This window comes from Embleya sp. L77 (assembly GCF_055557415.1).
The window spans coordinates 866,070-892,805 of the sequence record NZ_CM145709.1; the positions used below are offsets into that span (position 1 = coordinate 866,070).

General features: G+C 71.9%; 21 protein-coding genes and 4 tRNA genes. 13 read left to right on the forward strand and 12 right to left on the reverse strand.

The features are described from left to right. Positions 1-200 precede the first annotated feature (200 nt). Positions 201-656, reverse strand: a complete 456-nt coding sequence (locus tag ACZOOI_RS03630; protein WP_465279368.1) for a TIGR02611 family protein — start codon at positions 654-656, stop codon at positions 201-203. A 354-nt stretch (positions 657-1,010) separates the two neighbouring features. Between ACZOOI_RS03630 and ACZOOI_RS03635 the strand changes: the two genes are divergently transcribed. After that, complete coding sequence (locus ACZOOI_RS03635; protein WP_026218464.1) at positions 1,011-1,424, forward strand: SsgA family sporulation/cell division regulator; 414 nt, start codon at positions 1,011-1,013, stop codon at positions 1,422-1,424. 367 nt (positions 1,425-1,791) lie between these two features. Here the strand turns inward: ACZOOI_RS03635 and ACZOOI_RS03640 are convergent, their stop codons facing one another. The 4 genes from ACZOOI_RS03640 to ACZOOI_RS03655 all read right to left on the reverse strand — a co-directional run bounded on the left by ACZOOI_RS03640 (position 1,792) and on the right by ACZOOI_RS03655 (position 5,821). After that, positions 1,792-2,346 carry a hypothetical protein gene (locus ACZOOI_RS03640; RefSeq protein ID WP_465279369.1) on the reverse strand — a complete coding sequence of 185 codons (555 nt, stop codon included), beginning with the start codon at positions 2,344-2,346 and terminating at the stop codon, positions 1,792-1,794. A gap of 304 nt (positions 2,347-2,650) precedes the next feature. Then, positions 2,651-3,379, reverse strand: coding sequence for a GNAT family N-acetyltransferase (locus ACZOOI_RS03645; RefSeq protein WP_465279370.1), 729 nt, complete (start codon positions 3,377-3,379; stop codon positions 2,651-2,653). A 508-nt stretch (positions 3,380-3,887) separates the two neighbouring features. Continuing rightward, complete coding sequence (locus ACZOOI_RS03650) at positions 3,888-4,712, reverse strand: aminotransferase class IV (RefSeq protein ID WP_465279371.1); 825 nt, start codon at positions 4,710-4,712, stop codon at positions 3,888-3,890. After that, on the reverse strand, positions 4,709-5,821 hold the full coding sequence (locus ACZOOI_RS03655; protein ID WP_465279372.1) for a chorismate-binding protein: 1,113 nt from the start codon (positions 5,819-5,821) through the stop codon (positions 4,709-4,711). Before ACZOOI_RS03655 ends, ACZOOI_RS03650 begins: the two co-directional genes overlap by 4 nt. 326 nt (positions 5,822-6,147) lie before the next feature. Between ACZOOI_RS03655 and ACZOOI_RS03660 the strand changes: the two genes are divergently transcribed. From ACZOOI_RS03660 to ACZOOI_RS03680, 5 genes are all read left to right on the forward strand, one after another. Beyond that, positions 6,148-8,142: a DUF4328 domain-containing protein gene (locus ACZOOI_RS03660; protein WP_465279373.1), complete on the forward strand. Its 1,995-nt coding sequence runs from the start codon at positions 6,148-6,150 to the stop codon at positions 8,140-8,142. A 256-nt stretch (positions 8,143-8,398) separates the two neighbouring features. Continuing rightward, a tRNA-Gly gene (locus ACZOOI_RS03665) sits at positions 8,399-8,471 on the forward strand. A 49-nt stretch (positions 8,472-8,520) separates the two neighbouring features. Beyond that, positions 8,521-8,594 (forward strand) — tRNA-Cys (locus ACZOOI_RS03670). Positions 8,595-8,630: 36 nt separating this feature from the next. Continuing rightward, positions 8,631-8,702: transfer RNA gene (locus ACZOOI_RS03675), tRNA-Val, on the forward strand. Positions 8,703-8,771: 69 nt separating this feature from the next. Then, positions 8,772-8,846: transfer RNA gene (locus tag ACZOOI_RS03680), tRNA-Val, on the forward strand. 171 nt (positions 8,847-9,017) lie between these two features. On the opposite strand, the gene ACZOOI_RS03685 is transcribed toward ACZOOI_RS03680, so the two are convergent. Then, positions 9,018-10,076 (reverse strand): helix-turn-helix transcriptional regulator, encoded by a 1,059-nt coding sequence (locus ACZOOI_RS03685; protein ID WP_465279374.1) that lies wholly within the window; start codon positions 10,074-10,076, stop codon positions 9,018-9,020. 104 nt (positions 10,077-10,180) lie between these two features. Here ACZOOI_RS03685 and ACZOOI_RS03690 point away from each other — a divergent pair, with 104 nt between their 5' ends. Next, on the forward strand, positions 10,181-11,725 hold the full coding sequence (locus ACZOOI_RS03690) for an MFS transporter (RefSeq protein WP_465279375.1): 1,545 nt from the start codon (positions 10,181-10,183) through the stop codon (positions 11,723-11,725). Between the two features lie 449 nt (positions 11,726-12,174). Here the strand turns inward: ACZOOI_RS03690 and ACZOOI_RS03695 are convergent, their stop codons facing one another. Both ACZOOI_RS03695 and ACZOOI_RS03700 read right to left on the reverse strand, forming a co-directional pair. After that, the gene (locus ACZOOI_RS03695; RefSeq protein WP_465279376.1) at positions 12,175-14,097 is read right to left on the reverse strand and encodes an MDR family MFS transporter; all 1,923 of its coding nucleotides are present in this window, start codon (positions 14,095-14,097) and stop codon (positions 12,175-12,177) included. Next, positions 14,094-14,639, reverse strand: coding sequence for a MarR family winged helix-turn-helix transcriptional regulator (locus tag ACZOOI_RS03700; protein ID WP_465279377.1), 546 nt, complete (start codon positions 14,637-14,639; stop codon positions 14,094-14,096). Before ACZOOI_RS03700 ends, ACZOOI_RS03695 begins: the two co-directional genes overlap by 4 nt. A 346-nt stretch (positions 14,640-14,985) precedes the next feature. Between ACZOOI_RS03700 and ACZOOI_RS03705 the strand changes: the two genes are divergently transcribed. The 4 genes from ACZOOI_RS03705 (at position 14,986) to ACZOOI_RS03720 (ending at position 20,902) form a co-directional block, all read left to right on the forward strand. Further along, positions 14,986-16,239: a CaiB/BaiF CoA transferase family protein gene (locus ACZOOI_RS03705; protein ID WP_465279378.1), complete on the forward strand. Its 1,254-nt coding sequence runs from the start codon at positions 14,986-14,988 to the stop codon at positions 16,237-16,239. A gap of 103 nt (positions 16,240-16,342) precedes the next feature. After that, positions 16,343-17,848 carry an OB-fold domain-containing protein gene (locus ACZOOI_RS03710; protein WP_465279379.1) on the forward strand — a complete coding sequence of 502 codons (1,506 nt, stop codon included), beginning with the start codon at positions 16,343-16,345 and terminating at the stop codon, positions 17,846-17,848. A 2-nt stretch (positions 17,849-17,850) separates the two neighbouring features. After that, a complete protein-coding gene (locus ACZOOI_RS03715; RefSeq protein WP_465279380.1) occupies positions 17,851-19,044 on the forward strand; it encodes an acetyl-CoA acetyltransferase in 1,194 nt (397 codons plus the stop codon). Between the two features lie 238 nt (positions 19,045-19,282). After that, the gene (locus tag ACZOOI_RS03720; RefSeq protein ID WP_465279381.1) at positions 19,283-20,902 is read left to right on the forward strand and encodes a PP2C family protein-serine/threonine phosphatase; all 1,620 of its coding nucleotides are present in this window, start codon (positions 19,283-19,285) and stop codon (positions 20,900-20,902) included. Positions 20,903-21,018: 116 nt separating this feature from the next. On the opposite strand, the gene ACZOOI_RS03725 is transcribed toward ACZOOI_RS03720, so the two are convergent. Next, complete coding sequence (locus ACZOOI_RS03725) at positions 21,019-22,437, reverse strand: DNA-binding protein NsdB (protein ID WP_465279382.1); 1,419 nt, start codon at positions 22,435-22,437, stop codon at positions 21,019-21,021. A 230-nt stretch (positions 22,438-22,667) separates the two neighbouring features. Further along, positions 22,668-22,883: a hypothetical protein gene (locus ACZOOI_RS03730; RefSeq protein ID WP_391587635.1), complete on the reverse strand. Its 216-nt coding sequence runs from the start codon at positions 22,881-22,883 to the stop codon at positions 22,668-22,670. On the opposite strand from ACZOOI_RS03730, the gene ACZOOI_RS03735 reads away from it, so the two are divergent. Next, on the forward strand, positions 22,882-23,769 hold the full coding sequence (locus ACZOOI_RS03735) for an aminoglycoside phosphotransferase family protein (RefSeq protein ID WP_465279383.1): 888 nt from the start codon (positions 22,882-22,884) through the stop codon (positions 23,767-23,769). The two genes, ACZOOI_RS03730 and ACZOOI_RS03735, sit on opposite strands and share 2 nt — an antisense overlap. Positions 23,770-23,952: 183 nt before the next feature. Here the strand turns inward: ACZOOI_RS03735 and ACZOOI_RS03740 are convergent, their stop codons facing one another. Together ACZOOI_RS03740 and cspE are read right to left on the reverse strand one after the other, a co-directional pair. Further along, positions 23,953-24,435 carry a hypothetical protein gene (locus ACZOOI_RS03740; protein WP_465279384.1) on the reverse strand — a complete coding sequence of 161 codons (483 nt, stop codon included), beginning with the start codon at positions 24,433-24,435 and terminating at the stop codon, positions 23,953-23,955. 184 nt (positions 24,436-24,619) lie between these two features. After that, on the reverse strand, positions 24,620-24,823 hold the full coding sequence (gene cspE / locus ACZOOI_RS03745; protein ID WP_020557813.1) for a transcription antiterminator/RNA stability regulator CspE: 204 nt from the start codon (positions 24,821-24,823) through the stop codon (positions 24,620-24,622). A 490-nt stretch (positions 24,824-25,313) separates the two neighbouring features. Between cspE and ACZOOI_RS03750 the strand changes: the two genes are divergently transcribed. Beyond that, positions 25,314-26,684 carry a hypothetical protein gene (locus ACZOOI_RS03750; protein ID WP_465279385.1) on the forward strand — a complete coding sequence of 457 codons (1,371 nt, stop codon included), beginning with the start codon at positions 25,314-25,316 and terminating at the stop codon, positions 26,682-26,684. The last annotated feature ends 52 nt before the right edge of the window (positions 26,685-26,736 follow it).

Sequence of the window (26,736 nt, forward strand, 5' to 3'; positions counted from 1 at the left end):
GTGCCCACCCCTTCTCGGGGGTCGGGTCGCGGCTCCGGATCAGGCATTTGGGGCGGGAGGCTCGCGCGATCGAGGGTCGAGGTGGGCAGGGTCCCGGGGTCGAGGCCGGACCCCGGGACCAAGGCCGGGTCCCGGGAGCCGGGGCCGGGTCCCGCGGCCGGAGGCGCGCGAGCCCGCCCGCTCGAGCCCCGCTTCCCGGGTCAGAAGGGGAGGGCCATGCCGTATTTCCACAGGTAGGACGCCACCGCTGCGCCGATCAGGATGAGGCCGATGGCGAGCATGATCATGTTGCGGCGGCGGGTCTTGGGGTCGAGGGCGCGGTTGGCGGCCTTGGTGACCTTGTCCTTGGTCCACAGGAGGGTGCGCTGGGCCCAGACGAATTCGGTGCCGAGGACGGCCAGGCCGAGGAAGATGACCGCCCAGCCGGGGCCGGGCAGCGGGAGCATGATGATGCCGCCGACGATGATCGCGAAGCCGATCACGGCGACGCCGATCTGCCAGGTCATGTGCAAGGGCTTGGAGCGCTTGACGAAGGCCGGTGCGCGGGAGCCGAATGGTTTCGCCTGCTTGTCGGCCGGGCCGCTCGGGGCGTCCTGGTCGGCGCTGGTGGACTCTCGTGTGGCGTGCGCGCTGTTGTCCGCGACCCCCGTGTCCATCCTTGGTCTTCCTCTCTCGTCGTACCGGCCGTCGTTCACCGGGCACCTCCGTCTGGCCTGCGGCCGGAGCCGACCATGGCTCGGCCTGGCTTGACAACGCTACAAGGGGGCAGAGGTTCGATGCAGGCCCGACGGTACGGTGCGGACTCGCCCCGGGCATGACGGGTATGAACTGAACGCCTGTTCCCTTCCGGAAATCATGCGGGCGAACGTTACACCTCCGCATCGCTCTTAAGGAGTACCCAGACGCCCGTATATCGGGCAGAGACGTTTACAAGAGGTCCGCAGGTGGGATGTTGCGAACGCCGACGTGCGAATCCCCGAGCGCACACTGAGCGAAAGGCCATGGCGCTTATGAACACCACGGTCAGCTGTGAGCTGCACCTGCGCCTCGTCGTCTCGAGCGAGTCTTCATTGCCAGTCCCTGCGGGGCTGCGATACGACTCGTCGGACCCGTACGCCGTGCATGCGACCTTCCACACGGGTGCCGATGAGACGGTCGACTGGGTCTTCGCCCGCGACCTTCTCGCCGATGGGCTGCGTCAGCCGTCCGGCACCGGCGACGTTCGTGTGTGGCCCTCCCGGAGCCACGGACAGAGCATCGTCTGCATCGCCCTCAGCTCGCCCGAGGGTGAAGCCCTGCTCGAAGCGCCCGCGCGGGCGCTGGAGTCGTTCCTGAAGCGTACGAACGCTGCCGTTGCCCCCGGCAACGAGCATCGCTTCTTCGACCTCGACCGGGAACTGTCGCAGATTCTCGCCGAGAACTGAGCTCCCGGAACCGCGGGCACGCCCCTGTCCGCAGCGCCGGGTACGTACGTCAGCGCTCCGCCGCACCCACCGTCCACACGGTGGGAGCGGCGGAGCGCTTTCACGTCGGAGCCGCGGGACCGCCCGGACGACGAACCGCGACCGCCGGGCGGGTGAATCGCGCACGCCGCGCGATCGGTCGATCCGAATACGTACACGATCCGCACATGGTGCAAAGAAAGCGCACAGTCGAACACATTTTCCGGCATGGGAATGCGTTCACATTCACCATCTCGTGGCGTGTCCTGTTGTGCACAGCGTGTGTTTAACCCGCCTCTCGGTAACCGCCGACAACCGGCGGTAATCCGCAAATCGGGATTCCCCGACTTCAGATCCCGCGCTTGCGCAGCAGTTCCTCGATCTCCGCGAACTCGTCGTCCACCGCACCACGCGCGGCGCGCCGGGAACGCGGCGCCGCGGCCGGCTTCGGCTGCCGACTGCTCGGCTGGGCTGCGCCCGCGCTGCCGCCCGCGCCGGTGTCCGCACCGGCTCCGCCCAGGAGCGCGGCCAGATCCGCGGAGGACGAGGAGAACGAAGAGGGCGACGAAGCGGAAGAAGCCGACGTACCGCTCGACTCCGGGTTCTTGCGGCCGATCATGCGGGTGATCATCAGCAGCATCACGGCGAACGCGAGGATCGCGATGCCGCCCCACGCCTTGATCCCGAAGGCGAGATCGGTCGCCCAGTCGGCGGCCGCGCTGCCGACCCGGCGGCCCAGCGTGGCCAGGCCGGTCAGGTACAGCCCGATCGGGAACAGCGCCGCGGCGGTCCACCGCGTCGCGTTCAGGAAACGTCGTTGGCGTGCCTTCTGTACCGCGATGACCAGGCCGAGACCCGTCAGCGCCATGCACAGGGCGCCGGTCACCACATCTGCGCCGGACATGCGCTCGGCCTCCTCCTCGTGCGAAGCATTCGAAACGTGTGAAGCGTCGGTGCCGTTCGATGCGTCGGTGACATCCGAAGCGTTGGCGTCGTCCTACGCGTCGGTGACGTTCGAAGCATCAGTGCCGTTCGAAGCATCGGTGTCGGTTCTTGTGTCGGTCTTGTCGGACCTGGTGCTTCCTCCATCGTCGTCTCCTCCGCCTCCGGACGCCACGATCGGCGGTCGGTTCGGTACTCGGGGAGGACACCTACCGATCCATCTCCTCCCCGTGGAGTACACCCAGCATCAGGGATGTGCCCGACCCTCACAGGATGGGTTTCCCCCAATAACGCGTGCGCGGCGCAAATCCCGCCCCCGTGCAGACCTTCGCGTGAGTGTCGTCGGGGAGTTCGATCGCCACCTCGTGCAGGCCCTGTGCCGCCGTCACGTGGCCGGCCGCGCGGAGCAGGGTCGCCGCGTCCGCCGGGGTCGGCGCGGTCAGCGCCAGGATGACGCCGTGCGCGACCCACACCACCGCGCCCTCGCCCAGCGTGTACGGCGCGGGCGCCGTGGGGTGGTCCAACCGGGCCTGTGCCCGGGCCTGCGCCACGGGGGCCGCCCAGCCCGCCGCGCGCAGGTCCGCCGCGTACCGGTGCAGTTCCGCCGCGCACCACGCGTCGCGTTCGTCGGGGTCCATCATCCGTACGCCGGGCGGGAGTCCGGTGGCGCGCACGGGGGCCGCGAGGCGGCGGCTGTCGGGGGCGTACCCCAATGCCTGGACGAGGCCGGTCGCCGCCCGGTTGCCCTCGGGGACGGCCGCCGCCATCCGGGTGCAGCGCAGGCCGCGCATGATCTCCTCGGCGGCGAGCATCGCGACGCATGCGTGGCCGCGGCGACGGCGTGACGGCAGCACCTGGATGTGCAGGATCCATCCGGTGCCGGCGCCCCACGGGCCCAGCGGGGTCAGGTGCACGCCGCCCACGGATCGGCCGTTGGCGCAGATCGAGTACACGCCGTCACGGCCGGGTCCGGCCGGTCGCAGAGTGGTGGTCATCGGGTGGCCCCCGCCTTCCCGGGCGCAGCGCCCCGTTACCGGCAGTGCTGCCCGCGCGCGGCCCCGGCCAACCTGGTCGGAGCCACGCGCACGATCACGCCGGCTTCCCGAGCGGGTCCGCGATGTCCGACACCTCGGAGTGACGGGTGCGATCACGCCGGCTTCCCGAGCAGGCAGGCAATGTCCGACACCTCGGAGTGACGGGTGCGATCACGCCGGCTTCCCGAACGGGTCCGCGACCTCCGACACCTCGGAGCGACGGGTGCGATCACGCCGGCTTCGCGAACGGGTCCGCGACCTCCGACACCTCGGAGCGACGGGTGCGATCACGCCGGCTTCCCGAGCAGGCACGCAATGTCCGACGCCCCGGAGCCACGCGCACGATCACACCCGCCTCCCGAAACGGCCCGCGGTCGTTCGACGCCCCGAAGTCACACGCACGGCTCACCACTCAGCGGATGCAGTCCACCCGTTCTCGGCGTGCCGACGCCGAGAACGGGTGGCGGGGTCACGGGTCGATGTCGGCGGCGGAGCGGGCCGTGAAGATTTCCATTGCCTTGCGGGTGAGTGGGCCGGATGCGGGCGGGGTGTGCTCGTCGATGCGGTGCACGGCCTGGATGTCGCGCAGCGACGAGGTCAGGAACATCTCCTCGGCGTCGGCGAGCGCGGCCAGGGGCAGGTCCGTCTCCTCGGCGCCGACCCACTCCAGGACCAGTGCGCGGGTGACACCGGCCAGGCAGCCGGCCGTCAGCGGCGGGGTGAGGATGCGGCCGTCGAGTACGGCGAACACGTTCGAGCCGGTGCCCTCGCACAGGTTGCCGGCCGTGTTCGCGAACAGCGCCTCGCTCGCGCCGCGTTCGGCGGCGTAGCGGAGCATCACCACGTTGTCGGCGTAGCTCGTGGTCTTGAGGCCGGTGGTCGGCGCGTGCTCGTTGCGGGTCCATGGGACGGTGACCACGGCCGTGCTCTTGCCCCGGGCCTTGGCCGCGCCGAGGGCCACCACCAGCGTCGGCGGGGCATCGCCGCGCTCGGAGCCCAGCGGCGAGCGTCCGCCCGTGTAGGTGATCCGCAGTCGGCCGACGCCGGGCAGCGGGTTGGCCGCCAGCACCTCGGAGCACGCGCGGCGGATCAGGTCGAGGTCGGGCGCGGGCAGCCCGAGACCGCGCGCGGAACGGGCCAGCCGATCCAGGTGTCGGGTCGTCGCGAAGGCCCGCCCGCCGGTCGCCTTCATCGTCTCGAACACGCCGTCGCCGACGGTCAGACCGTGGTCGTCCACCCGGACCACGGCCTGCTCGTCGTCGACGAGGCGATCGTTCAACCAAATACTGCTCATGCGCCCTCCGAGGCGTCCGTTGCGTCGTCCGCTGCGTTGTCCGCTGTGCGCGGGACATCCGCGTGGTGCGCATCCTGCCCGGCACGCTCGTGCTCGGGTCCCGGCAGGTAGTCCCGCCCCGCCACCGCGAGCAGGTTGTGTGCCTTGAGTTCGGTCTCGTCCCACTCGCGCTGCGGGTCGGAGTCGTACGTGATGCCCGCGCCGGTGCCGAAGCACAGGCGGCCGTCCCGGACGAAGAAGCTGCGTATGCCCACCGCGAGCGAGCCCTCGCGGCGGTCCGCGTCGACCCAGCCGATCGCGCCGCAGTACGGGCCGCGCGGGACCGGTTCGAGCTCGTCGATGATCCGCAGCGCGCTGCTCTTGGGCGCGCCGCTGACCGAGCCGGGCGGGAAGGTCGCGGCGAACAGTTCGGGCCAGCCCACGCCCGGGGCCAGGGTGCCGGCGACGGTGGAGACGAGGTGGACCAGGCCCGGGTGCTTCTCGACCACGCACAGGTCGGGCACGGTGACCGAGCCGATCGCGCTCGCCCGGCCGAGGTCGTTGCGGACCAGGTCCACGATCATCACGTTCTCGGCGTGGTCCTTGGGCAACAGGTCGGCCTCGGTGCGGCCGGTGCCCTTGATCGGGCCGGACCAGACCCGGTCGCCGGCGCGGTGCAGGTAGAGCTCGGGTGACGCGCACGCGACGTGCACGTCGTGGGCGGGCAGTCGGATCACTCCCGCGTACGGGGCCGGGTTGCCGTGCGCGAGGCGGCCGGCCAGGCCGAGGATGTCGGCGTCCTCGGGCAACGGTGCGCTGAGCAGGCGGCACAGGTTGACCTGGTACACGTCGCCGGCGGCTATGTGTTCGCGGATCCGGCGCACCCCGGCGCGGTACGCGTCGGCGCCGAGCGAGTCGGTCCACGCGTGTGCGGGCGGTCCGGTCCACGGCGCGGCCGGCAGCGGGGCCGGGCGCACCTCGTCGAAGCGTGCGCACAGCAGGTCGCCCTCGAAGTCGGCGACGACGGCCCAGAACCCGTGCGAGTCCAGGGCGGCCGGGTCACGGGTGACGTCACGCAGGCCGGTGGCCAAGCGCCCGCCGAGGTGGGCGAGGGGAGGTGGCTGACTCACTGGTTCGTTCCGGGGTCGCGACCGCGGCACCTGTGGCGGATCGGCGCGCGGATCAGATCGTCCATTGTAGAAGGGTGTGGAAGGACGCCACGACGTCTCGAACGGCCCGGCACCGGCGGCTTCGAAGGCCCCGTGCCCGGGTACCCGACGCGCCCGGAACCGCCGCTGGTGGATTCCGCGTTCCCCAGTGCCCGTCGGGCACGGCATGATGCGGCACGGTGGGTAGGGACCCGGCAGCCCCGAGTCCGGTGACCGCACCTCCCCCGGTCGGTTCGTCCCGGCCCCCGAAGCCTCCACGGCACCACGCGATCGAAGGACGTTCATCCGTGCACTGTTCCGCCTGCGACACCTGGTCTACGCGGGCCGACCGCTGTTCGTACTGCGGCGCCGTCCCGGCCGCCGCCGCGCCGCAGCAGCCCGGCACCGGGGCGACCCCCGTGCTCGCCGGGTCCGCCGCGGCTCCCGCCACTCCCGCGGCTCCCGCGCCACCGGATCCGTACGCCGCACCGGCATCCGCGGTCGCCCCGGCCGGTGCGTACCCGGGTGCCTATCCGCACGCGCCGGGACAGTTCGCCCCGCAGACCCCGTACGGCATGCCGAGCCCGTATCCGGCGTCGCCGTACCCGGGTTGGCTGCCGCAGCCGTTTCGCGCGCTGCGCGGACTCGCCGTGACCTTGTACATCCTGCTGCCGCTGTCCGCGGTGTTCGCGGCGCTGTGCGCGGCGGCGTTCTTCCACCGTGCGGACGTCCTGCAACAGATCTCCGACGCCGGCGAACTCGGCATGACCGACGCGCTGCGCACCAAGGCCGAGGACTCGGACTCGCTCGTGGCGGCGGCGACCGCGTTCCTGGTCCTGTCGATGATCGCGACGGCCGTGCTGTTCATCATCTGGATGTACCGGGCTCGCGCCAACGTGGACCTGTTCGGCCCCTCGAAGCAGCACCTGTCCACCGGGTGGGCGATCGGCGGCTGGCTGGTGCCGGTGGTCAGCCTGTGGTTCCCGAAGCTGATCCTGCACGACGTGTGGCGCGCGAGCGACCCGCGGACCGCCGAGCGCGGCGGGCGTACGCCGGGCCGGTTGCCGCTGCTGTGGGCCTGGTGGGTGCTGCTGGTGGCGTCGGGTGTGCTGTTCTTCGCGAGCCGGCTGTCCTACCCGCTCGACGAGGACATCGAGCTGTCCGACGCCGACCGGTTGCGGACCATCGACTTCCTGTCCGGGATCGCGGATGTCGTGCTGATCCTGGCGGCGGTCGCGGCGATTCTCGTGGTCCGCAGGATCACCACGTTCCAGCACGAGCGCGAGGCGCTGGCGTTCGCGTCGGGCCTGATCCCCGGTGGCATCCCCGGCGCGATGCCCGGGATGCCCGGGATGCCGGCCGGCTTCGGTGGTGCGCCCACGCCGTGGGCGGCCTATCCGGCACAGGCGCCGAGCGCGCAGTACTTCGCGCCGCCGGTGCCGCCGGTTCCGGGTACGCCGGGGGCTCCGCCGGTGCCGCAGGCGCCGACGTCCACGGTGGTTGGCTCGGGGGCCGTGGCCGGCGAGGGGGCTGTGGCTCCTGAAGGGGCTGTGGCTCCGGTCGCTTCGGGGGTTCCGGCTGCGGTTGCGGTTGCGACTGAGGCCGTTGCACCGGTCGAGGCTGCGTCTGCGGCGGCCCCCGACCCGGCTCCGGCCTCCTCCGCTCCGGCTGCCCCGGCGCCGGCCGCTCACGAGCCGCCGGTTGCTCACGAGGCGCCGGCTGCTGCCGACGTGACGACGGTGCTGCCGGTCGATGGGGCGCCGGCCGCGCGGCCCAAGCAGGTCCCGCCGCCGCGGCCCACCGCCGCGCCGACCGCCGGCGTCGTCCAACCGGCTTCGACGCCCGCCGTGGCCGAATCGCAGGAACCGGTGTCCCTGGGCAAGCCGGCCAAGGCCGCGGAGCCCGCTTCGGAAACCATCGTCGAGCCGGTAGCCGAGTCCGCTTCCGAGACCGTCGTCGAGCCGGTAGCCCAGACCGTCGTCCAGCCGGTAGCCGAGCCCGCCGTCGAGTCCGCTTCCGAGACCGCCGTCCAACCGGTCACCGAGCCCGCCATCGACGCCGCTCCGGAAACCGCCGTCCAACCAGTAGCCGAGACCGTCGTCCAACCGGTCACCGAGACCGAAGGTGAGCACGGAGCGCTCGGCGAGGGCAAGGACGAAGTCGGGAACGAGGGCCGAACGCCGGCTGAACCGGAGGCAGAGCCCACCTCGGTGCCGGCCCCGGCCCCGGTTCCCGCCGCAGAGGCAAGCACAGCCACGGCGCCGGTTGTCGAACCCGCCCCCTCCGGGGAGCGTCGCGGCTGAGTCGGGGGCGGCTCGTCCGGCCCCGAGGATGGCTCGAAGGGGCCCGGTCGAGGGCTTGCCGGGCCCCCTCGTGAGGTCCGCCGAGCCGCGCCGAAGGCCGGTTCGAACCCTGGTGGTTCGAGCCGGCCTCGGTCGTTTTCGCAGGTTGCGCGGGTCGCGCGGTGGGGTCCGCGGGGAATCGGTTTTTGTGATGGCCCTCGGATCCGCTAAAGTTCTCAACGTCGCCGGGACGCGGAAACGCGGCTCGGGTCGACAGGCGGACGTGGCTCAGTTGGTAGAGCATCACCTTGCCAAGGTGAGGGTCGCGAGTTCGAATCTCGTCGTCCGCTCGGAAGAAGTAGAGGAATGTGGTGGGCAACCACTATGGTTCCTTCACTTGGTGGAGTGGCCGAGAGGCGAGGCAACGGCCTGCAAAGCCGTCTACACGGGTTCAAATCCCGTCTCCACCTCCAAGAGACCCAAGGCTCCGTGCCGAGGGTGAACTTCCCGCGCGATTAGCTCAGCGGGAGAGCGCTTCCCTGACACGGAAGAGGTCACTGGTTCAATCCCAGTATCGCGCACGCCGCACAACCGAACACGCAGTACGGCAGTACCTAGTACCTGCTCCACGCAGGTCACGCACGACGCCCGCGCGATTAGCTCAGCGGGAGAGCGCTTCCCTGACACGGAAGAGGTCACTGGTTCAATCCCAGTATCGCGCACCAGAAGTATCGAAGGGCCGGTGGATCATCGCGATCCACCGGCCCTTCGACGTTCCACGCCCACGGTTGCCGTCCCGTCCCGTCCCGCTCATCCGCCCACAGCGCACAGCCCGACGCCCCGCATGTGCTCGGCTCCACCGTGCCGGCCGGCTCCACCGTCCCGCGTGTGCTCGCTCACATGCCCGCGTGCACGTGCGGCGCGCTGGGCACGAAGTCCGGGGCAGCGAGTCGGGTCAGGCGCTCGCGGGTTTCCTCGTCCTGCGGCACGTAGACGTTCAGTCGCTGGCCGGGCGAGGCGACCAGGTCGGTCGGGATGCCGCGCACATGCAGGACACCGACGTCCAGGTGGCGGAAGAACTTGACCCGGGTGCGGGTGAGCGAAATCGGGTGGGCAGCCCAGGCTTTGGCGAACTCGGGGCTGGCCTCGACCAGTTCGTCGATGAATGCGGTCCAGACCGGATCGCCGATGTTGCGGGCGTAGGTGCCGCGCAGCACGCCGACCACACCCTGGCACTCCTGGAGCCACTCGTGGAACGGGTTGCAACACTCGGGTCGGGTGAACAGCTCCCAGATCATGTTCCGCCGGCCTCGGGGGCAGGCGACCATCGCCGGAAAGACCCTGGCGTACAGCTCGTTGTAGGCCAGCACGTCGTAACGCTCGTTCATCACGACGGCGGGCAGCGTGGCGAAGTCGTCGAGCAGGACCCGGGTGTCCGCGTCCACCGCGTTCTCGGCCCGGAGCGTCGCCGTGCTCGCTACGCAGGCCAACCGCTTGACGTGCTCCGATTCGACGGCGTCCAGGCGCAGCGTACGGGCGATGCCGGCGATGACCTGCGCGCTGACGTTGATCGGGCGGCCCTGTTCGAGCCAGGTGTACCAGGTGACGCCCACACCGGAGAGTTGGGCGACCTCTTCGCGGCGCAGGCCGGGGGTGCGCCGGCGCCGGCCGACGGGGATGCCGACCTGGTCCGGGGTGATCCGCTCCCGGCGGCTGCGCAGGAAGGCGCCGAGTTCGGCGCGCGAGGCGGCGCGGGCGGGGCGGACGTACTGCGGCGCGGCCCGCTCGGAGTCGGGCGGATCGGCCCGGGCGGCGCTGCCCGGCTCGGCGGTGATCCCGATTCGGCTTCGGCCGCCGTGGTCGGGAAGACCGTCGGATACGCCGTCGGAAAGGGCGTCGGGGCCGGTGTGCGGGACTGTGTCGGGAACGGCGTCGGTGCGCGGGCTGCCGGTCATCGGTCCATCCTGCGCCCGGGTGGTCTCGATTGCCAGGTGCCTGGTTATACCCGGATAACCAGGCTACTGGTCCGGGTACCGGGCGGCGGACCAGAGTCGTCCTCATGAACGATACGGATCTGATGTCGGGCAGCGACGCCCGACGCGAGGGGGACGTGGAGCGGGTGACCTCCGCTCTCGGGGACGCCGACGAGAAGTCGGAGCAGAGGCAGGCGAGAGACCGGCGCAGAGACCGGCGCGGGGCCGCGGGCACCGTGTTGCTGGTGGTCCTGGTGGCCGGCCAGTTCATGGCGGTGCTGGACGCCTCGATCGTCAATGTCGCGGCGCCGGTGATGCGTTCGGACCTGCATGCGTCGGGGGCCGGGCTGCAGTGGATCATCGCGGGGTACACGATCGCCTACGCGATGTTGTTGATCACCGGTTCGCGGCTGGGCGCGATCTTCGGGTACGGGCGGGCCTACCTGGGTGGGCTCGGGCTGTTCACGCTCGCCTCGCTGGCGTGTGGACTGGCCGGGTCGACGGGCGAGTTGGTGGTCTTCCGGTGTCTTCAGGGCGCGGGTGCCGCGTTGTTGGTGCCGCAGGTGTTGACGTTGATCCAGCGCCGGTTCGAGGGACGGCGGCGGGCCGCGGCGATGGGCCTGTACCAGACGGCGATCGCCGGTGGTGCGGTCGTCGGGCAGATCCTGGGCGGAGTGCTCGTGAGCGCGGATCTGTTCGGTACCGGGTGGCGGCCGGTGTTCCTGGTCAATGTGCCGCTCGGGGTGCTGCTGCTGGTGGTGGGGTGGCGGGCGCTGGGCGGGGACGGGCCGGATCCGGGTGCGCGCCCGGGTTGGGGCCGGCTGGATGTGCCGGGCGTGCTGGTGCTGGCGCCGGCGATGCTCGCGCTGGTGGTGCCGCTGGTGATGGGGCACGAGCAGGGTTGGCCGGTGTGGGGCTGGGTGGTGCTGGCGGCGGGGGTCGCCGGGATGGGCGTGTTCGCGCTGGTCGAGCGGGCGGTGGCGGCGCGCGGCGGGTCGCCGTTGGTGCCGGAAGCGGTGTTGCGCTCGCCCGGGTTGGTGTCCGGCGGGATCGCGCTGCTGATCGCGGTGGGCAGCTACAACGGGTTCCTGTTCACCCTGGCGTTGCACCTGCAGTCCGGGCTCGGCGACAGTCCGTTGCGGGCGGGGCTGACCTATGTGCCGTGCGCGATCGGGTTCGCGATCTCCGGGTTGTGGTGGGGGCGGTTGCCGGAGCGGATTCGGGCGCACGTGGGGTATCTGGGCTTCGCGCTGGTGTCCGTGTCCTACGTCGGCCTGGCGGCCTCGGTGCACGGCGGCCGGGAGGGCGGCGTGGCGCTGGCGGTCGGGTTGGCCGCGATGGGCCTGGGCCAGGGCGCGGTGATCGGGCCGCTGATGGCGAGCGCGCTGGGTCGGGTGCGTGCCGAGCACGCGGGTGACGCGAGTGGGGTACTGGTCACGCTCATGCAGGTCGGCGCGGTGTTGGGGGTGGCCACGTACGGCACCACGTTCCTGTCGGCGACGGGTGTGGGCGCCCATGCCTCGGCGCACGCGGCCGTGGTGACGTTCGTGGCGCTGGCCGCGGTGAACGTGGGCGCGGCGGTGTGGGCGTGGCGGGTGGTCGTCGGGCAGCGGGCGGGCCGGGTCGCCTGAGCCGGTACGACCGGGCCGACGGGCGGCGGGCGTCGGCCGTTGCGGCGCTGCGATCGGCCCGCGGTTCGGTGCTCGGCCACGCTATGCGGGTGCTCGGCCCGCGGTTCGGGTGCCCGGCCCGCCACGCGGGTGCCCGGCCCACGGTTCGAGTGCTCGGCCCGCCACGCGGGTGCCCGGCCCGCGGTTCGGGTGCTCGGCCCGCGAGTGCGGGTGCTCGACCGACAGCACCGGCGCCCGGCCCCCGATTCGGGTGCTCACCCCGGCAGTACGGGTACCCGGCCGGCCGGTGTGCGCGTACCCGTCCGGCCGAACGTGATGGGCGCACCCCACCGTCCGGCGTGCGCGTACCCGTCCGGCCCGAATGGGATGGGCGCACCCCACCGGCCGAACGGGGTGGGCATCCCCGTCCGGCCGGTGTGTACCGCGTGTGCGGCCCGGGTCGGGTGTGCTCAGTCGCGTTCGGGCCAGCGGCGGCCGGCTGCGCGTCGGGCGTCCTGTTCCGGGGAGCGGGCCGAGCCGGCGCCCGGGGCGGCGCCCGATGAGGGCGTTCGACCGCCCGGTTCGGCGGCTGCGCCCGATCCCGGGCCGGGACGTGCACCCGGGCTCGCCCCGGCGGCGGCCGGTTCGTGCTGCGGGTCGGCCTGAGCCGATCCGGGGCCGGCGGTCGCCGCCTGCGCGTCGGCCAGTTCGGCCGCCTCCGCGGCGGCCTTGGCCTGGAGGCCGGACATCGTGCGCAGCGGCACTTCCTTGATGAAGAAGACCAGCACGAACGCCACCGCCATGACGCACGCGGCGATCAGGAAGACCAGCTGCATCGCCTCGGAGAAGCCCTCCTTGAAGGGCGCGGCCAGGCGCGGGTCGAGGTGCTGGATGAAGGAGGAGTCGCTCAGCACGCCGGAGCCCTGCGCGCCGCCCGGGTTCGGGTTCCTGGCCATCTCGATCACCGGCCCGTTGGCGGGGTCGGCGAGTACCGCGGGGTCGGCCAGCGCGGCCCGGAAGGCGGGGGTGCGGGCGTCCCTGGTGAACGCCTTCGCGATCTCCCCGGAGACGTTGCTGAACAGCACGGACAGGAATACCGCGGTGCCGGCGGTCGCGCCCATCTGCCGGAAGAAGGTCGCGGCCGAGGTGGCCACGCCCATGTCCCGGGGCGGGACGGCGTTTTGCACGACCAGGATCAGCGTCTGCATGCACTGGCCGAGGCCGATGCCGAGCAGGACCATGAACAGGCTCGTGGTCACGAGCGAGGTCTCGGCGTCGACGTACAGCGCGAACAGGCTCATCGCGACGGCGGCGATGCCGGTGCCCAGGATCGGGAAGATCTTGTACCGGCCGGTCTTGGAGGTGATCTGGCCGGAGATGATCGACGAGCCCATCATGCCGACCATGACCGGGATCATCAGCAGGCCGGCCTTGGTCGGGCTCGCGCCCTTGACGATCTGGAAGTACTGCGGGATCAGCATGAACCCGCCGAACATGGCCATCCCGAAGATCACGCCGATCAGCGACGCGAGGCTGAAGATCCGGTCGGTGAACAGGCGCATCGGGATCAGCGCGTCCTCGCCCATCCGGCGCTCGACCAGGATCCAGGTGAGCACGCCGATGCCGCCGATCAGGTAGCAGGCGGTCGCGGTGCCCGAGCCCCAGCCCCATTCGCGGCCCTGTTCGGCGACGATCAGCAGCGGTACCACGCCCAGGGCCAGGGTGACCGCGCCGAACCAGTCGATCCGGTGCGGGCGGCGGGTGTGCGGGATGTGCAGCACCTTGGCGACCACGAGCAGGGCGACCACGCCGACCGGCACGTTGACCAGGAACACCCAGCGCCAGCCCGCGATGCCGAGGATCTCGTCCTGGCCTGCGAAGAAGCCGCCGACGAGCGGGCCGAGCACGCTGGAGGTGCCGAACACGGCGAGGAAGTAGCCCTGGTAGCGGGCGCGTTCGCGGGGCGGGACGATGTCGCCGATGATCGCGAAGGCGAGCGACATCAAACCGCCCGCGCCCAGGCCCTGGAGGGCGCGGAAGCCGGCGAGTTGGTACATCGACGTGGAGAACGTGCACGCGGCGGAGCCGACCACGAAGATCGTGATGGCGGCGAGGTAGAACGGGCGCCGGCCGTACAGGTCGGACAGCTTGCCGTACAGCGGCGTGGCGATGGTCGAGGTGATGAGGTACGCGGTGGTGGCCCACGCCTGTTGGCTGAGACCGTGCAGGTCGTCGGAGATGGTACGGATCGCGGTCGAGACGATCGTCTGGTCGAGCGCCGCCAGGAACATGCCGGCCATCAGGCCGTACAGGATCGTCATGATCTGACGGTGACTCAGGCCGCTTTCGCTCGCGGCCTGGTCCGACACTGCCTGCGGTTTGCTGTCGGTCATGCGGTACGGCCTTCCGGTGCACCGGGCGCGGTGTCGCGCGTGGGTGCCTGCTCGCGTTCGAGGTCGTCGTTGAAGCGGCCGAGGAGGTGGACGAGCGTGCGGCGTTCGTCGGCGGACCAGTCGCGGGTGACCCGGTCGAGTTCGGCCTGCCGGCGACTGCGGTAGATCTCGAACGCCTGGGCCCCGGCCTCGGTCACCGCGAGCATGGTGCCGCGGCCGTCGCTGGGGTCCGGGCGGCGCTCGACGAGGCCGCGCTGGACCAGCGAGGCGATCTGCCGGCTGACCGTGGACACGTCCAGGTAGGTCATCGCGGCCAGGTCGGTGACCCGGCGGGGTCCCTCCATCGCGAGGTAGGCCAGGAGCAGCCGGTCTCCCCCGTCGGGCACGGGGCCGCTCTCGGCGCGACTGCGCGCCTTGGCGGCGGCCGAGAGCCGCATGAGACGCGCGAGTTCGCGTCCGAGTTCGTCGGGTGCGCGGCCGGCTGTCGGCTCGTCACACGGTGTCGTCGCGGTATCGATGACCGCCCCCTTGTCGCTCGCCACGCGTTAACTGCATGGCTCAACCAACAATACCGCTTCCCTCGCTCACCGCCGCCCCCACGGGCGCTCCCGGCCCGACCCGGCCGACGGGATCGGCGGCGTCGGCGCGAAGGCGGCGGAGCGTGGGTATGCCGGTGTGGGGCGTGACGAGGGGCACGGGGCTTGGCCCATGCTCATCTGACTGCCCGTCAGCTATGGTGACGAGGTGCCTGTCTCGCGACTATTGGGCACTCGTACGAGGTATCCCACGGGCATCTCGCCGGGTCCCGGGCATCACGGCTGCAGCAGGCTCGGCCGGCCGGTCGACCGCGCGGCACACGTACGACCGCACAACAGGGAGTGAGTGACCATGCGCGTGGGAGAGGTGGCAGGCGCCGACCTGCAACGCTTCGGAAAGCCGCTCGACGGGATCCGGGTCCTGGCCATCGAACAGATGCAGGCCCTCCCCTACGCCACGCAGATGCTCGCCCGACTGGGCGCGGAGGTCATCAAGATCGAGTCGCCCGGCGTCGGCGAGTCCGGGCGCGCCGCGCTGCCGATGATGACCGACCCGCTCGGCCGTCGCGTCGGCGTCACCTTCCTGCGCAACAACCTCGGCAAACGCAGCGTCACCGTCGACCTCAAGCATCCCGAGGGCCGCGAGATCGTGCTGCGCCTGGCCGAGAAGGCGGACATCGTCTGCGAGAACTTCAAGCCCGGTACGGCCGGCCGGCTCGGCCTGGGCTTCGCGGACATCGCCGCCGTCAACCCGCGCGCGATCTACCTCTCGGTGTCCGGCTTCGGCAACACCGAATCGCCGTACGCGTCCTGGCCCGCGTACGCCCCGGTCGCCGAGGGCATGGCCGGTCTGTACGACTTCAAGCGCGCCCCGGACACCGCACCCGTGGTGTCCCCGCTGGGTGCGCTCGGCGACTCCGGCTCGGCGCTGTTCGCGGTGATCGGCGTGCTCGCCGCGCTGCGTCACCGCGATGCCACCGGCGTCGGCCAGTACGTGGACATCTCCATGTTCGACGCCATGGTCGCGCTCAACGACGCGGGCATCAGCTACTGGTCGATGGGCCTGAAGGACCCCGGCCTGGCGCCGCTGATCAACCACTCGTTCCGGGCCTTCGACGGCTACTTCCTGATCCAGTGCGCGCGCCCGCACATGTTCGAGGCGCTCGCCGACCTGGTCGGCAGGCCGGAGTGGAAGAGCGACCCGCGCCTGGCCGGTCCGCAGGAGTGGTTCGACCACATCGAGGACATCCTGCGCCCGGGCATCGAGGGCTGGGCGGCGGACAAGTCGCGGTTGCAGGCGTGCGCGGCGCTGAGCGGGGTGGGCGTGGCGTCCGGCCCCGTCTACAACCCCGGCGACGTGATCGAGGACGAGCACGTGCGCAAGCGCAACATGATCGTCGAGATGGAGCGCACCGACGGCGATCCGGCGCCGGTCCTGTCGCCGGGCAACCCGGTCAAGCTCTCCCGGGTCGCCGAGGGCCCGGAGACCCGGGTGCCCTGGGTCGGCGAACACACCGCGGAGGTCCTGGGGGCCGAACTGGGCCTGTCCCGCGCGGAGATCGACCGCCTCGCGGCCGACGGCGCGATCGGGTTGGAGACCCCGTAGCCGACCCCGCGCCCCCGAACCCACCCGGCACGGCGGCCCGAGCGGCCGGCCGGCAACGCAAGAACGCGACGAACCCCAAGTGGAACGAGGCGGAAGCGGAGAAATGACGACTGACGGAACCGCAGTTTCGACGGGACGCGGCATCCTCGGGTACGGGGCGTATCTCCCCTACCGGCGCCTCGACCGCAAGACCATCGCCGCCGTGGCCGGCACCGGCGGTGGCAAGGGCACCCGCACGGTGGCCTCCTTCGACGAGGACACCACCACGCTGGGTGTCGAGGCGGCCCGCAACACGCTGCGCGCGACGCCCGGCGTCCGACCGCGCGCGCTGCTGTTCGCGACGGTGGTGCCCGCGTACGCGGACCGCACCAACGCGACCGCGATGCACGCCGCACTGCGCCTGGACGGCTCGGTGCCCGCGATGGACGCGACCGGCTCGGTGCGCTCCGCGGCCGGCCTGCTCCGGCTCGCCCTGGACGGCGCCGGCACCGCGCTCGTGGTCGGCGCGGACATCCGGGTCGGCCTGCCCGGCAGCGGCGACGAGGCGGCCGGCGGCGACGGCGCGGCCGCGCTGCTGGTCGGCGGCCCGGCCGACGGCCCGGTGCTGGCCGAGTATCTGGGCGGCGCCTCGACCACGGCCGAGTTCGTCGACCGCTGGCGCGCTCCCGGGGACGTGCGCTCGAAGCTGTGGGAGGAGAAGTTCGGCGAGAACAACTACCTCGCCGCCGGCCGGCAGGCGTGGACCGACGCGCTCAAGGCCACCGGGCTGACCGCCGACCAGGTCGACCACGCGGTGATCGCCGGCCTGCACGGCCGCGCGGTCGCCGGACTGGGTCGCCGGCTCGGGGTGCGCGAGGGCGTGCTGGGCGACGACCTGGCCGGCACCGTCGGCAACACCGGCGCGGCGCACCCGGGGCTGCTGCTGAGCGCGACGCTGGAGAACGCCGAACCGGGCCGGGTCCTCGCGCTCGTCGTGCTCTCCGACGGCGCCGAGGTGTTCCTCTTCCGCACCACCGACGCGCTCGCGGCCTACCGGCCCACCCGCACGGTCGCCGAGCAGATCGCCGGCGGCGCGCCGCTGCCGTACGGGAAGTACCTGGCGTGGCGCGGGCTGCTCCCGGTCGAGCCGCCGCGCCGGCCCGAGCCCGCGCGCACCTCGTCCTCGGCCGCGGTGCGCTCGGTGGAGTGGAAGTACGGCTTCGTCGGCTCGCGCGATCGCGAGAGCGGTGCCGTGCACCTGCCGCCGCAGCGCGTGTCGATGACCGGTGGCAATGTGGACGACATGGAGCCGGTGCCCACCGCCGACGTGCTCGGCACGGTCAAGACGTTCACCGTGGACCGGATGGCCTACTCGCCCAGCCCACCGGTGGTGTTCGCGGTCGTGGACTTCGACGATCCTCAAGGGAGCGAAGCTTCCGACAAGGGTGGTGGTGGGCGACGGGTGGGCGGTCGGCTGCCGATCGAGTTGACCGACGTGGACGCGACCGAGGTGGCCATCGGCGACCGGGTCGAGCCGACCTTCCGCCGGCTGGGCAGTGCCGACGGCATCCACAACTACTTCTGGAAGGCCCGCCCCGTGCGGACCGCCCGAGCCGCCGAGGAGGCATAGGCATGGGATCGCACGGCATCAAGGACCGCGTCGCCATCATCGGGATGGGCTGCACCCCCTTCGTCGAACACTGGGACCGGGGCACCGACGACCTGCTGATCGAGGCGACCACCGAGGCGTTCGCGAACGCCGGCGTGGACAAGGAGCAGGTCGACGCCTACTGGCTGGGCACCGCACAGTCGGGGATGTCCGGACTGACCCTGGCCAAGCCGCTCCAGTTGCAGGGCAAGCCGGTCACGCGCGTGGAGAACATGTGCGCGACCGGATCCGACGCGTTGCGCCAGGCCGCGTACGCGGTGGCTTCCGGGGCCTACGACGTGGCCATGGCGGTCGGCGTGGAGAAGGTCAAGGACGGCGGCTTCCAGGGGCTGAACGCGTTCCCGATCCCGGGTGACGGCACCGCCCGCACGCTCACCGCGGCGGCGATGTTCTCCATGGTGGTGCCCGCGTACGGCGACAAGTACGGCGTGTCCGAGGCGGAGATGCGCGAGGTGTTGTCGCACATCGCGGCGAAGAACCACTACAACGGCGCACGCAACCCGCGTGCGCAGTTCCGCAAGGAGATCGCGCCGGAGAAGATCTCGGCGATGCCCAAACTCGCGGGCCAGTTGGGCGTGTTCGACTGCGCGGGCGTCGCGGACGGCGCCGCGGCGGCGATCGTGGTGCGGGCCGAGGACGCGCACCTGTACACGGACAAGCCGCTGTACATCAAGGCGCTGTCGCTGGTGGCGGGCAACGGCTCGGGGGTGATCGACCCGGAGTACGACTACACCACGTTCCGCGAGATCGCCGCGTGCGCCGAGGACGCCTACCGCCAGGCGGGCGTGCGCAATCCCCGCGAGGAACTGGCGATGGCCGAGGTGCACGACTGCTTCACCCCGACCGAGCTGGTCCTGATGGAGGATCTGCGGTTCGCCGATCGCGGCACCGCGTGGAAGGACGTGCTGGCCGGCGCGTTCGACCTGGGCGGCCGGCTGCCGGTCAACCCGGACGGCGGCCTGAAGAGCTTCGGCCACCCGGTCGGCGCGTCCGGGCTGCGGATGATGTTCGAGGCCTGGCTCCAGCTGCGCGACGAGGCACCGGCCGAGCGGCGGATCCCGGCGGACGGTCGCAAGCTCGCACTGACCCACAACCTCGGCGGATATCCCGGCGACATGGTCTCGTTCATCTCCATCCTGGGCAGCGAACTCGGCTGATCGGCGTGTCGCCCGCGCGTTGTTCGAAGTAGTCGAGCCCGCGTCGGGTTTTGCTCGTCAAGGCCGGTGAGGGGGGCTCGATCGCGGTCGCGATCGGGCCCCTTTCGCCATCTCCGGACACCGGAAATGGGCAATCTGCCACAAGCATCACGGTTCCCGTGGTTTCATCCGCGTCCGGGCCCTTGATGTGCGACAGTCAATGCACCCTGCCACCTCATGTCCGGAGGAGCGCGAGCGGATGCGCGAACGGCCCGAGCACCCCGTGGACGGACCCCTCGTGGTGGATCCGGCGCAATGGCTCGCGCACATCGGCCGGATGCGCGCCGAACTCGACGCCCTGCGCGGCGGGTTCGGCCCGCGCCCGGGCTCGGCCGGCGGATCCGCGAGTGTGCCCCTCGGCGCCGGCTCGGGCGAGGACACGGCGGCCGTCGAGGAGGCGCATCGACGGGCGTTGTTGTGCGACCTGCTCGCGTGCAGCCTCGGTCAGGCGGCGGAGTATCTGGCCCGATTGAGTCAGGACACCGAAGACCCGGAGCATCGGCAGGCCGACGATCCGGGCCCGGCGACCAGCACGCCGGCGCGCAGCACGGTCCGGCCACCGGATGTGCCGCCCGCCGCGCCGTTCGCGCCCGGCGACGTGGAGAACACCGCGCTGCCCTGGCGGCATCTGCGCCGGCTGTTCGTCGAGCCGGACCCGAACGGGGTGTTGCCCGAGCAGCGCCGGACCGCGCCGCCGCGGGCGCCGGGCTCGAGTCCGGTGGCCAGCGCCGAGTGGCACCTCGATCGCGACGACGTGCGCTGGTCCGAGGAGATGTACGCGCTGTTCGGCCGCGACCGCGCGCTCGGCCCGCTGCCGCTGGCCGAGTTGGCCGGGCATGCGGCGGCCGAGGACCGGGCGTTCGTCGCGGACCTGGTGCGCGAACTGCTCGAACACGCGAACGGCGCCGAGGGCGAGTTCCGGATCGTGCGCGCGGACGGCACCCGGGTGTCCGTGCAGTTCGTCGGCGAGCCGGTGCTCGGCGCGGACGGGAGGCCGCACGCGGTCTGGGCGTTGCTTCGCGACATCACCGAACTACGGCGCACCCAGGAGGCGTTGACCGAGACCCGGGTGCAGTTGCTGGCCCAGCGCCGGCTGGTGCGCGCCGAACACCGGGTCGCCGCCGAACTCCAGCGGGTGGTGATGCCGTGGTGGACCCGGCCGATCAGCCTGCCCGGCATCGAGGTGGCCACCCGCTACTTCCCGGCCGAGCAGGACTCGAAGGTCGGCGGCGACTGGTACGACGCGCTCGCGCTGCCGGGCGGCGAGGTGCTCCTGGCGGTCGGCGACATGTCCGGCCACGGGGTCGCCGCGGCGTCCGGGATGACCACGCTGCGCGGCGCGTTGCAGGGGGTGGCGATGACCGGAGCGGGGCCCGCGGCGATGTTGACGGCGCTGAACCGGATCGTGGTGCACACGCTGCCGGCGGACAAGGTGGCCACCGCCGTGTGTGCCCGATACGAGCCGGTGGAGCGGGTGTTGACCTGGGCACAGGGTGGTCATCCGCCGCCGCTGCTGTACCGGGACGGGTCGGGTCGGGCGCTTGCGACACCGTTCGGTGTGCTGCTGGGCGCGCTGGACGAACCGGAGTTCGTCGAGGCCCGGGTCGAACTGGCGTCCGGAGACGTGCTGTTGATCTTCACGGACGGCCTGGTCGAGCGGCGCGGGCGCGGCACGGAGGAGGCGGTCCGCGCACTCCTGGGCCTGGGGCCGCAGTTGCTCGGCGCGGACGCCAGGACGTGCGTGGACGTGGTGCTGAGTCGGCTCGGGCACACCCGGTACGAGGACGACGCGTGTGTGATGGCGGTCTGCGTGCGATAGCGCTTCGCTCGGCTCGGGACGGGTGTGCCGCCCACCCGTTGCGTCGGGTGGGACGGCCGCGGAGGTCGCACGTGCGGGCGGGGGTTGATCGGGCCTCCCCCGGCCTCGGTCGTGGTTCAGGAGCCCTCGGCCAGTTCCTGGCGGAAGGCGTGTACGTCCGGGACGTCGCGGTAGCGGTCGGTGAGTTTGCGGAGCACCTCCAGGCGGTCCCACGTGCGTTTGGAGCCGATCTCGCCGGCGGCCCGGACCGCGAGGCGCGCGTGGTGTGCGCCGCGGTCGGGTTGGCCGTCGAGCAGGCACGCGCAGGCCAGCGAGATCAGGTCGAAGGTCTTGGACCGTTCGTGTCCGCGGGCCCGCAACTCCAGGGCCTTCTCCGCGTGTTCCTGGGCCCGACCGGCCGCCGTGGGATCCACCTCGGCGAGCGTGCGGTACACCAGCGCCTGCATGCCGTGCAGGTCGGCCGAGTCGAAGAAGGCCACCCAGTCCGGATCCTCCTCCGGGCGCGATCGGCCGAACTCCGCCTCGGCCCGGCCCAGGGAGCGCCGACAGTCCGCGGCCCGGCCGAGCGCGGCCTGTGCCCATGCCTCCACGGTGTGGAACATCGCGCGGGTGGTCGCCCCCGCCCGCTCGCCCGCCGTACGCTGCGCCAACTCGATCAGGGCGAGTGCGTCGGCCGGGCGCTCCAGGTGCACCATCTGCCGGGCGGCGCGGGAGAGCGCCTCGGCCGCGCGCGGCAGGTCGCCCGCCTCCCGGGCGGCGTGCGCCGCGATCACGAAGTAGTTCTGTGCGGTCGGATCCAGGCCCACGTCGTGCGACATCCAGCCGCCCAGCGCGGCGAGGTTGGCCGCCACGTTCCACAGCCGGCGGGTGATCGGCAGCGGATTGGGATAGGTCAGCAGGTTGCCGACCTCGTTCAACTGTCCGATCACCGCCTTGCGTTGCAGCCCGCCGCCGCGATCGGCGTCCCAGGTGCGGAAGACGGTGACCGCGTTCTCCAGCGCGGTGACCTCCTCGGCGCCGATCGGCCCCGCGTCGGCGAGCCCGTACGACACCGGATCGGCCGGCGCGCCACGCGGGTGGGACATGCCGAGCCCGGGGCTGAGCCAGCGATCGAAATTGGCCACCAGGGCCGGACCCGCGACGAGCGCGAACCCGCTGCCCGTGAAGCCGTGTCGGTTGAGCATCAGGTCCATGCCGGTGAACTCGGTCAGCGCGGTCACCGTGCGCTCGGTGCTCCACGGCAGGTCTTCCTGCACCACCTGCGTGTTGTGCCGGGGGCGGCCGGTCAGGCCGAGGTCCTCGGAGGTGACGACACGCCCGAGCCGTTCGGTGAAAAGCGCCGCCAGAACCCGGGGCACCGGGTCCCTGGGCCGCTCGCCGTCCTCCAGCCAGCGCCGGACCCTGGAGGTATCCGTGGCAAGCTGGGGATGGCCCATCGCGGCGGCCCGACGGTTGACCAGTCGGGCGAGTTCGCCCTTGGACCACCCGGTCAGGGCGAAGAGGTCCACGAGTTTGGTGTTGGGTTCCCGGCGCATTGCAAACCGCCCGTTGATGTGGGGACCGTGGCTCGAAAGCGTCCTGTCGGAGGTCGCTGCCGGACCGAGGCTAGCCCGGTCCGGAGCAGCCGGCTCCGATTCGCCATGGTTCGCCAGGGCTCGCCACGTGGATCACCACCCGGATCTCGGAGTGTTGTGGATGGTGGATCCGGCACGTGGGCCCCCACCCGTCGCGCGGCCGGATCCACTCATCGGCAGCGCAGGAAGGTCTACATGTCATCCACGACGTCCACCACCCCCGGCCGCCCGACCAATCCCGGTTCCGCGACTTCACGGCCGGGCACACCCGGCCCGAACAGGCGTACGCCTTCCGGTGGTTCGGCGCCCGGCACGGTGGCGTCGACGAACACCGTGGTCGCGGCGAACGCCGCGGTCGCCACCGGTCCGGCCCCGGCCGGCGGAGCGGGCCCGGGAGTACCTCGCATGGCACAGCAGATTCCGGGTCCGGAGGCGGTCGCCGCGCTCGCGGCCCGGGTCTGTCCCGGCTTCACCGCGGGTGCCGTGCTGCGCAGGACACCACGCTCCCTGCTGCTGTCCGGTTCGGTCGGCCGCGGCCCGGTCGTGGTGAAGTATCTGACCGACCCCTCGGCACACTGGCTCCAGCGCTTTCGGCACGAGGTCAACGCCTACCGCACCTTCACCCGGCAGCGGCCACCGGTCCGGGTGCCGCGGCTGATCGCCGCCGACCCGGAACGGCGCATCCTGGTGATGGAGCACGTGGCCGGCCGGCCCGCCGCGAACGAACGCCACCCGAGCACCGCGATGGCCCGCGCCGACGTCCGCGCCGTGCTGCACGCGTTCGGCACGCTCAACCGGTGGAAGCCCCCGCCCGGGTCGTTCCCGCTCGCGTTCGACTACCCGGCTCGCGTGGACCGCTACCACAAGCTCGGCCTGCTCACCGACCGCGACGCCGGCGACCTGGCCCAACTCCTGCGCGGTCTCAGCCGGGTGCCGGCGCAGTTCTGCCACGGCGACGCGGTCCTGTCCAACGTGCTGCTGACCGCCCAGGGGGCGGCGCTGGTCGACTGGGAGTCCTCCGGCTACCACCTGCCCGGCTACGACCTGGCGGTCCTGTGGACCCTGTTGGCCCGGGACCCGATGACCCGTCGCCAGATCATCCAGACGGCCCAACAGTCGGGCTCGCTCTCGCGCGATGCGTTCCTGGTCAACCTGATGCTGGTGCTCGTCCGCGAGATCCGGCTCAACGACGTGGGCCCCGTCGGGGAGGACCAGCGCCGTCTCCTGCGCAGGCTGCACGACGACTGCGGCATGGTCCGCCGGGCCGTCCGCGCGGCGATCGGCACCCGGTAGCGATGCTCGTGGCCGCACGGCCCCGACGGGTCCACGCGGCTTCGGCGTCACGCCCGGGTTCACGATGCACGTGGCTCGGGTGGGGTATCCACCCGCTCCACGTGATGCGACTGCTGCGGAGGTTGCGGTTTCGGGGGTGGCGCGGGGCTGCTCCGGTCCCGCGGCCCGCCGGGGTGCGGGCGTTCAGCCGCCGAAGGTGTCCGCGGGGATCGGCTTGAGCAACTGGAACACGTCGTCGGTGATCGGGCGGTCCCAGGTCACGATGCGAACCATGACGTTGTCGCTGCGGTCGAATTCCACGCAGGCGAGGCGCCCCTCCGCATACTTGACCTTGCGGATGATCAGCAGGTCGTCGCCGAGCATGATCGGGGTGTCCTCGGTGGACAGCTCCTCGGGCATCTCCTCGTGGCCCAGGGCCGCGACCAGCTGCTGGGCCTCGATCCGGCCGACGCCTTCCTCACGCGCGGGCGAGCCGGGCGGCAGGTTGCCGATCAGCATCGCCGGGCCGCGATTGGCCAGCAGGTCGTAGCGCACGAAGATTCCCTGGCAACTGCCGTCCTCCCCCGGCAACATGGCCACGACCACGGAGCCGGGCCAGTCGGTGAAGGGGATGGCAAGAACGTCGAAATCCGGCCCGGACGGGGGGCGGCGGCGCAGGAAACCCATACAGACATGCTAGTGGCCCCTCACCATGCCGCCGGCCACACCCACGGCCCGGCCGCACGCGACGGGAAGGCGGGTGGATCGGCCGCCAGGCCGACACCGCCCGTGAAACGCCCCAAGGCCCGCACCCTGCACGGGCGCGGGCCTTGCTAGGTCTGCGGTCCGTTGCCGGAGCCGCGGGACCGATTCAGAGCGGGCGAACCATCTCGGCCTGCGGGCCCTTCTGACCCTGCGTGACCTCGAACTCCACGCGCTGGTTCTCCTCCAACGAACGGTAGCCGTTCGTCTGAATGGCGGAGAAGTGGACGAAGACGTCAGCGCCGCCGTCGTCCTGCGAGATGAAGCCGTAGCCCTTGTCGGCGTTGAACCACTTGACCGTACCGGTGGCCATGTCTTGATTCCTTCACGTAACCCACGGACACCACACCTCGTGATGCCCGGGTCGCGAACCGTCGAGTGGTCCCACTCCCCGCGTTACCCCGGGATGCCCTCGCTGTGAGGAGCGAAAAACGCCCACGGCTGTTGATGTCCGCAGGCGTTGGACGTGCGAGGGAACTACATCTACTGCTGCAACCGCGGATAACGCTACATGCCAACGAGTGCTCCGCAACAGCCCTTCGCAGTGCGAATCCGACCGTCACCAATGCGGCCAACGGGGGGCATAGCCGGCACACGTCGCTCGGTTCATCCGCGCGGGTGACACAACTGGGCGCAACCGGGGCCTGACCAAGCGTCAGTCGCAGCCCCTTCCCGGCCCGCTTCCCGACCGGCAGCGCATCGTCTTCCGAACACCCTTCGAACACACGGATGTTCACTCGGCCTTCGCATCGACGCCATCGGTTCATGGTTGGCTCTTCGCGCCGTTTGTCTACCGTTTCGACATGGCCGCCCCGACCGCCCTACCCGCGCCCCCGACGCCCGCGTACGTGCCATCGCCGCCGCGGGTCGCGCCGGTCGCGCCGGCTCCGGAACGGGCGCCGCGAATACGACCGCGCCGGTTGCGACAGGTGGGCGCGGTTCCGGCTCGGGTGTACGGATTCGTCACGCTGGTCCTGATCGGCATCGTCACCCTGGCCGCGGTGATCGCGGTCGGTGCCGGCAACGCCCGATCCGGGCTCGACGAGGTCGCCGACACCTCGGCCCCGCGGGCCGCCGTCGCGGCGGACCTGTACTTCGCGCTCGCCGATCTCGACGCCCAGGTCGCCAACGTGCTCCTGGTCGGCTCGGACGAGCAGGTCGGCAACCGACAGTTGGCGCTGCGGCAGATGCGCGAACGGCGCTCGCGGATCACCGCCGACATCCAGATGCTCTCCGTCGGCGGCGCGCCCGTGGCGACCGTGGGGGCGCTGATCGACGGACTCGGCCGCTACGACGCCTATGTCGCGCAGGCGCGGCTGGCCGACGAGCAGGTCCAGGACCGCCCGGCCGGGCGTCCGCCGTTGGCCGCGCTCAACTACTTCGCGAGCGCGACCAGTCTGTTGCACGACGATCTGCTGCCGGCCGCCGACGCGCTCGGGCGCGGCGCCGAGGAGAAGCTGGCCTCCGATGCGGACTCCGACCGCACGCACGCGCGCTGGGCGGCGCTGGCGGTCGGAGCGGTCGGCACCCTGCTGGTGGCCGTGCTGATCGTCGGCCAGATCCGATGGGCCCGCCGGTTCCACCGCATCCTGGCGCCGGGGCTGGCCGCGGTGACCATCGCGGTGGCCGCGCTCACCGGCACCGCCGCCGCGTTGTTCGCCGACCACGCCTCCCGGCTGCGCGACGCACAGACGCAGGCTTTCGACCCGTTCCTGAAGCTGGCCAGGACCCGGGCGACCGCCTCGGACGCGAACGCGGACGAGAGCCGGTTCGTGATCCTGCCCGATCGCGCCCGGGCGTACAGCGAGAGCTTCGCCGCCAAGTCCGCACAGCTGGACCGGAACGTGCCCGACCAGCGCGTGGCCTCCCGCCTGGATGCCTTCCGCCGGGACGACAAGGCGCTGCGCGCGGCGGTCGCCGAGGGCCGGCTGGATGTCGCCGTCGGCCTGGCCACCAAGGTCGGCCGCGGCAACCTGGCCTTCGACTTCTACGACTACCAGACGGCGTTGGGCCGGGTCGCGGACGCCGCCCGGGCCGACTTCGAGGACCGCACCGACAGCGCCGACGACGCGCTCGCCGGCTGGCCGTGGGTGCCGATCGCCGTGCTCGGGGTGTGCGTGGCGCTGGTGGCGGCGAGCGCGCGCCCGCGCCTGCGGGAGTACGCGCCGCGCTGATCGCGGCTGCGGCGGGGCTGTCGGCTTCGGCCGTGGACGCCGGGCGCGGGCG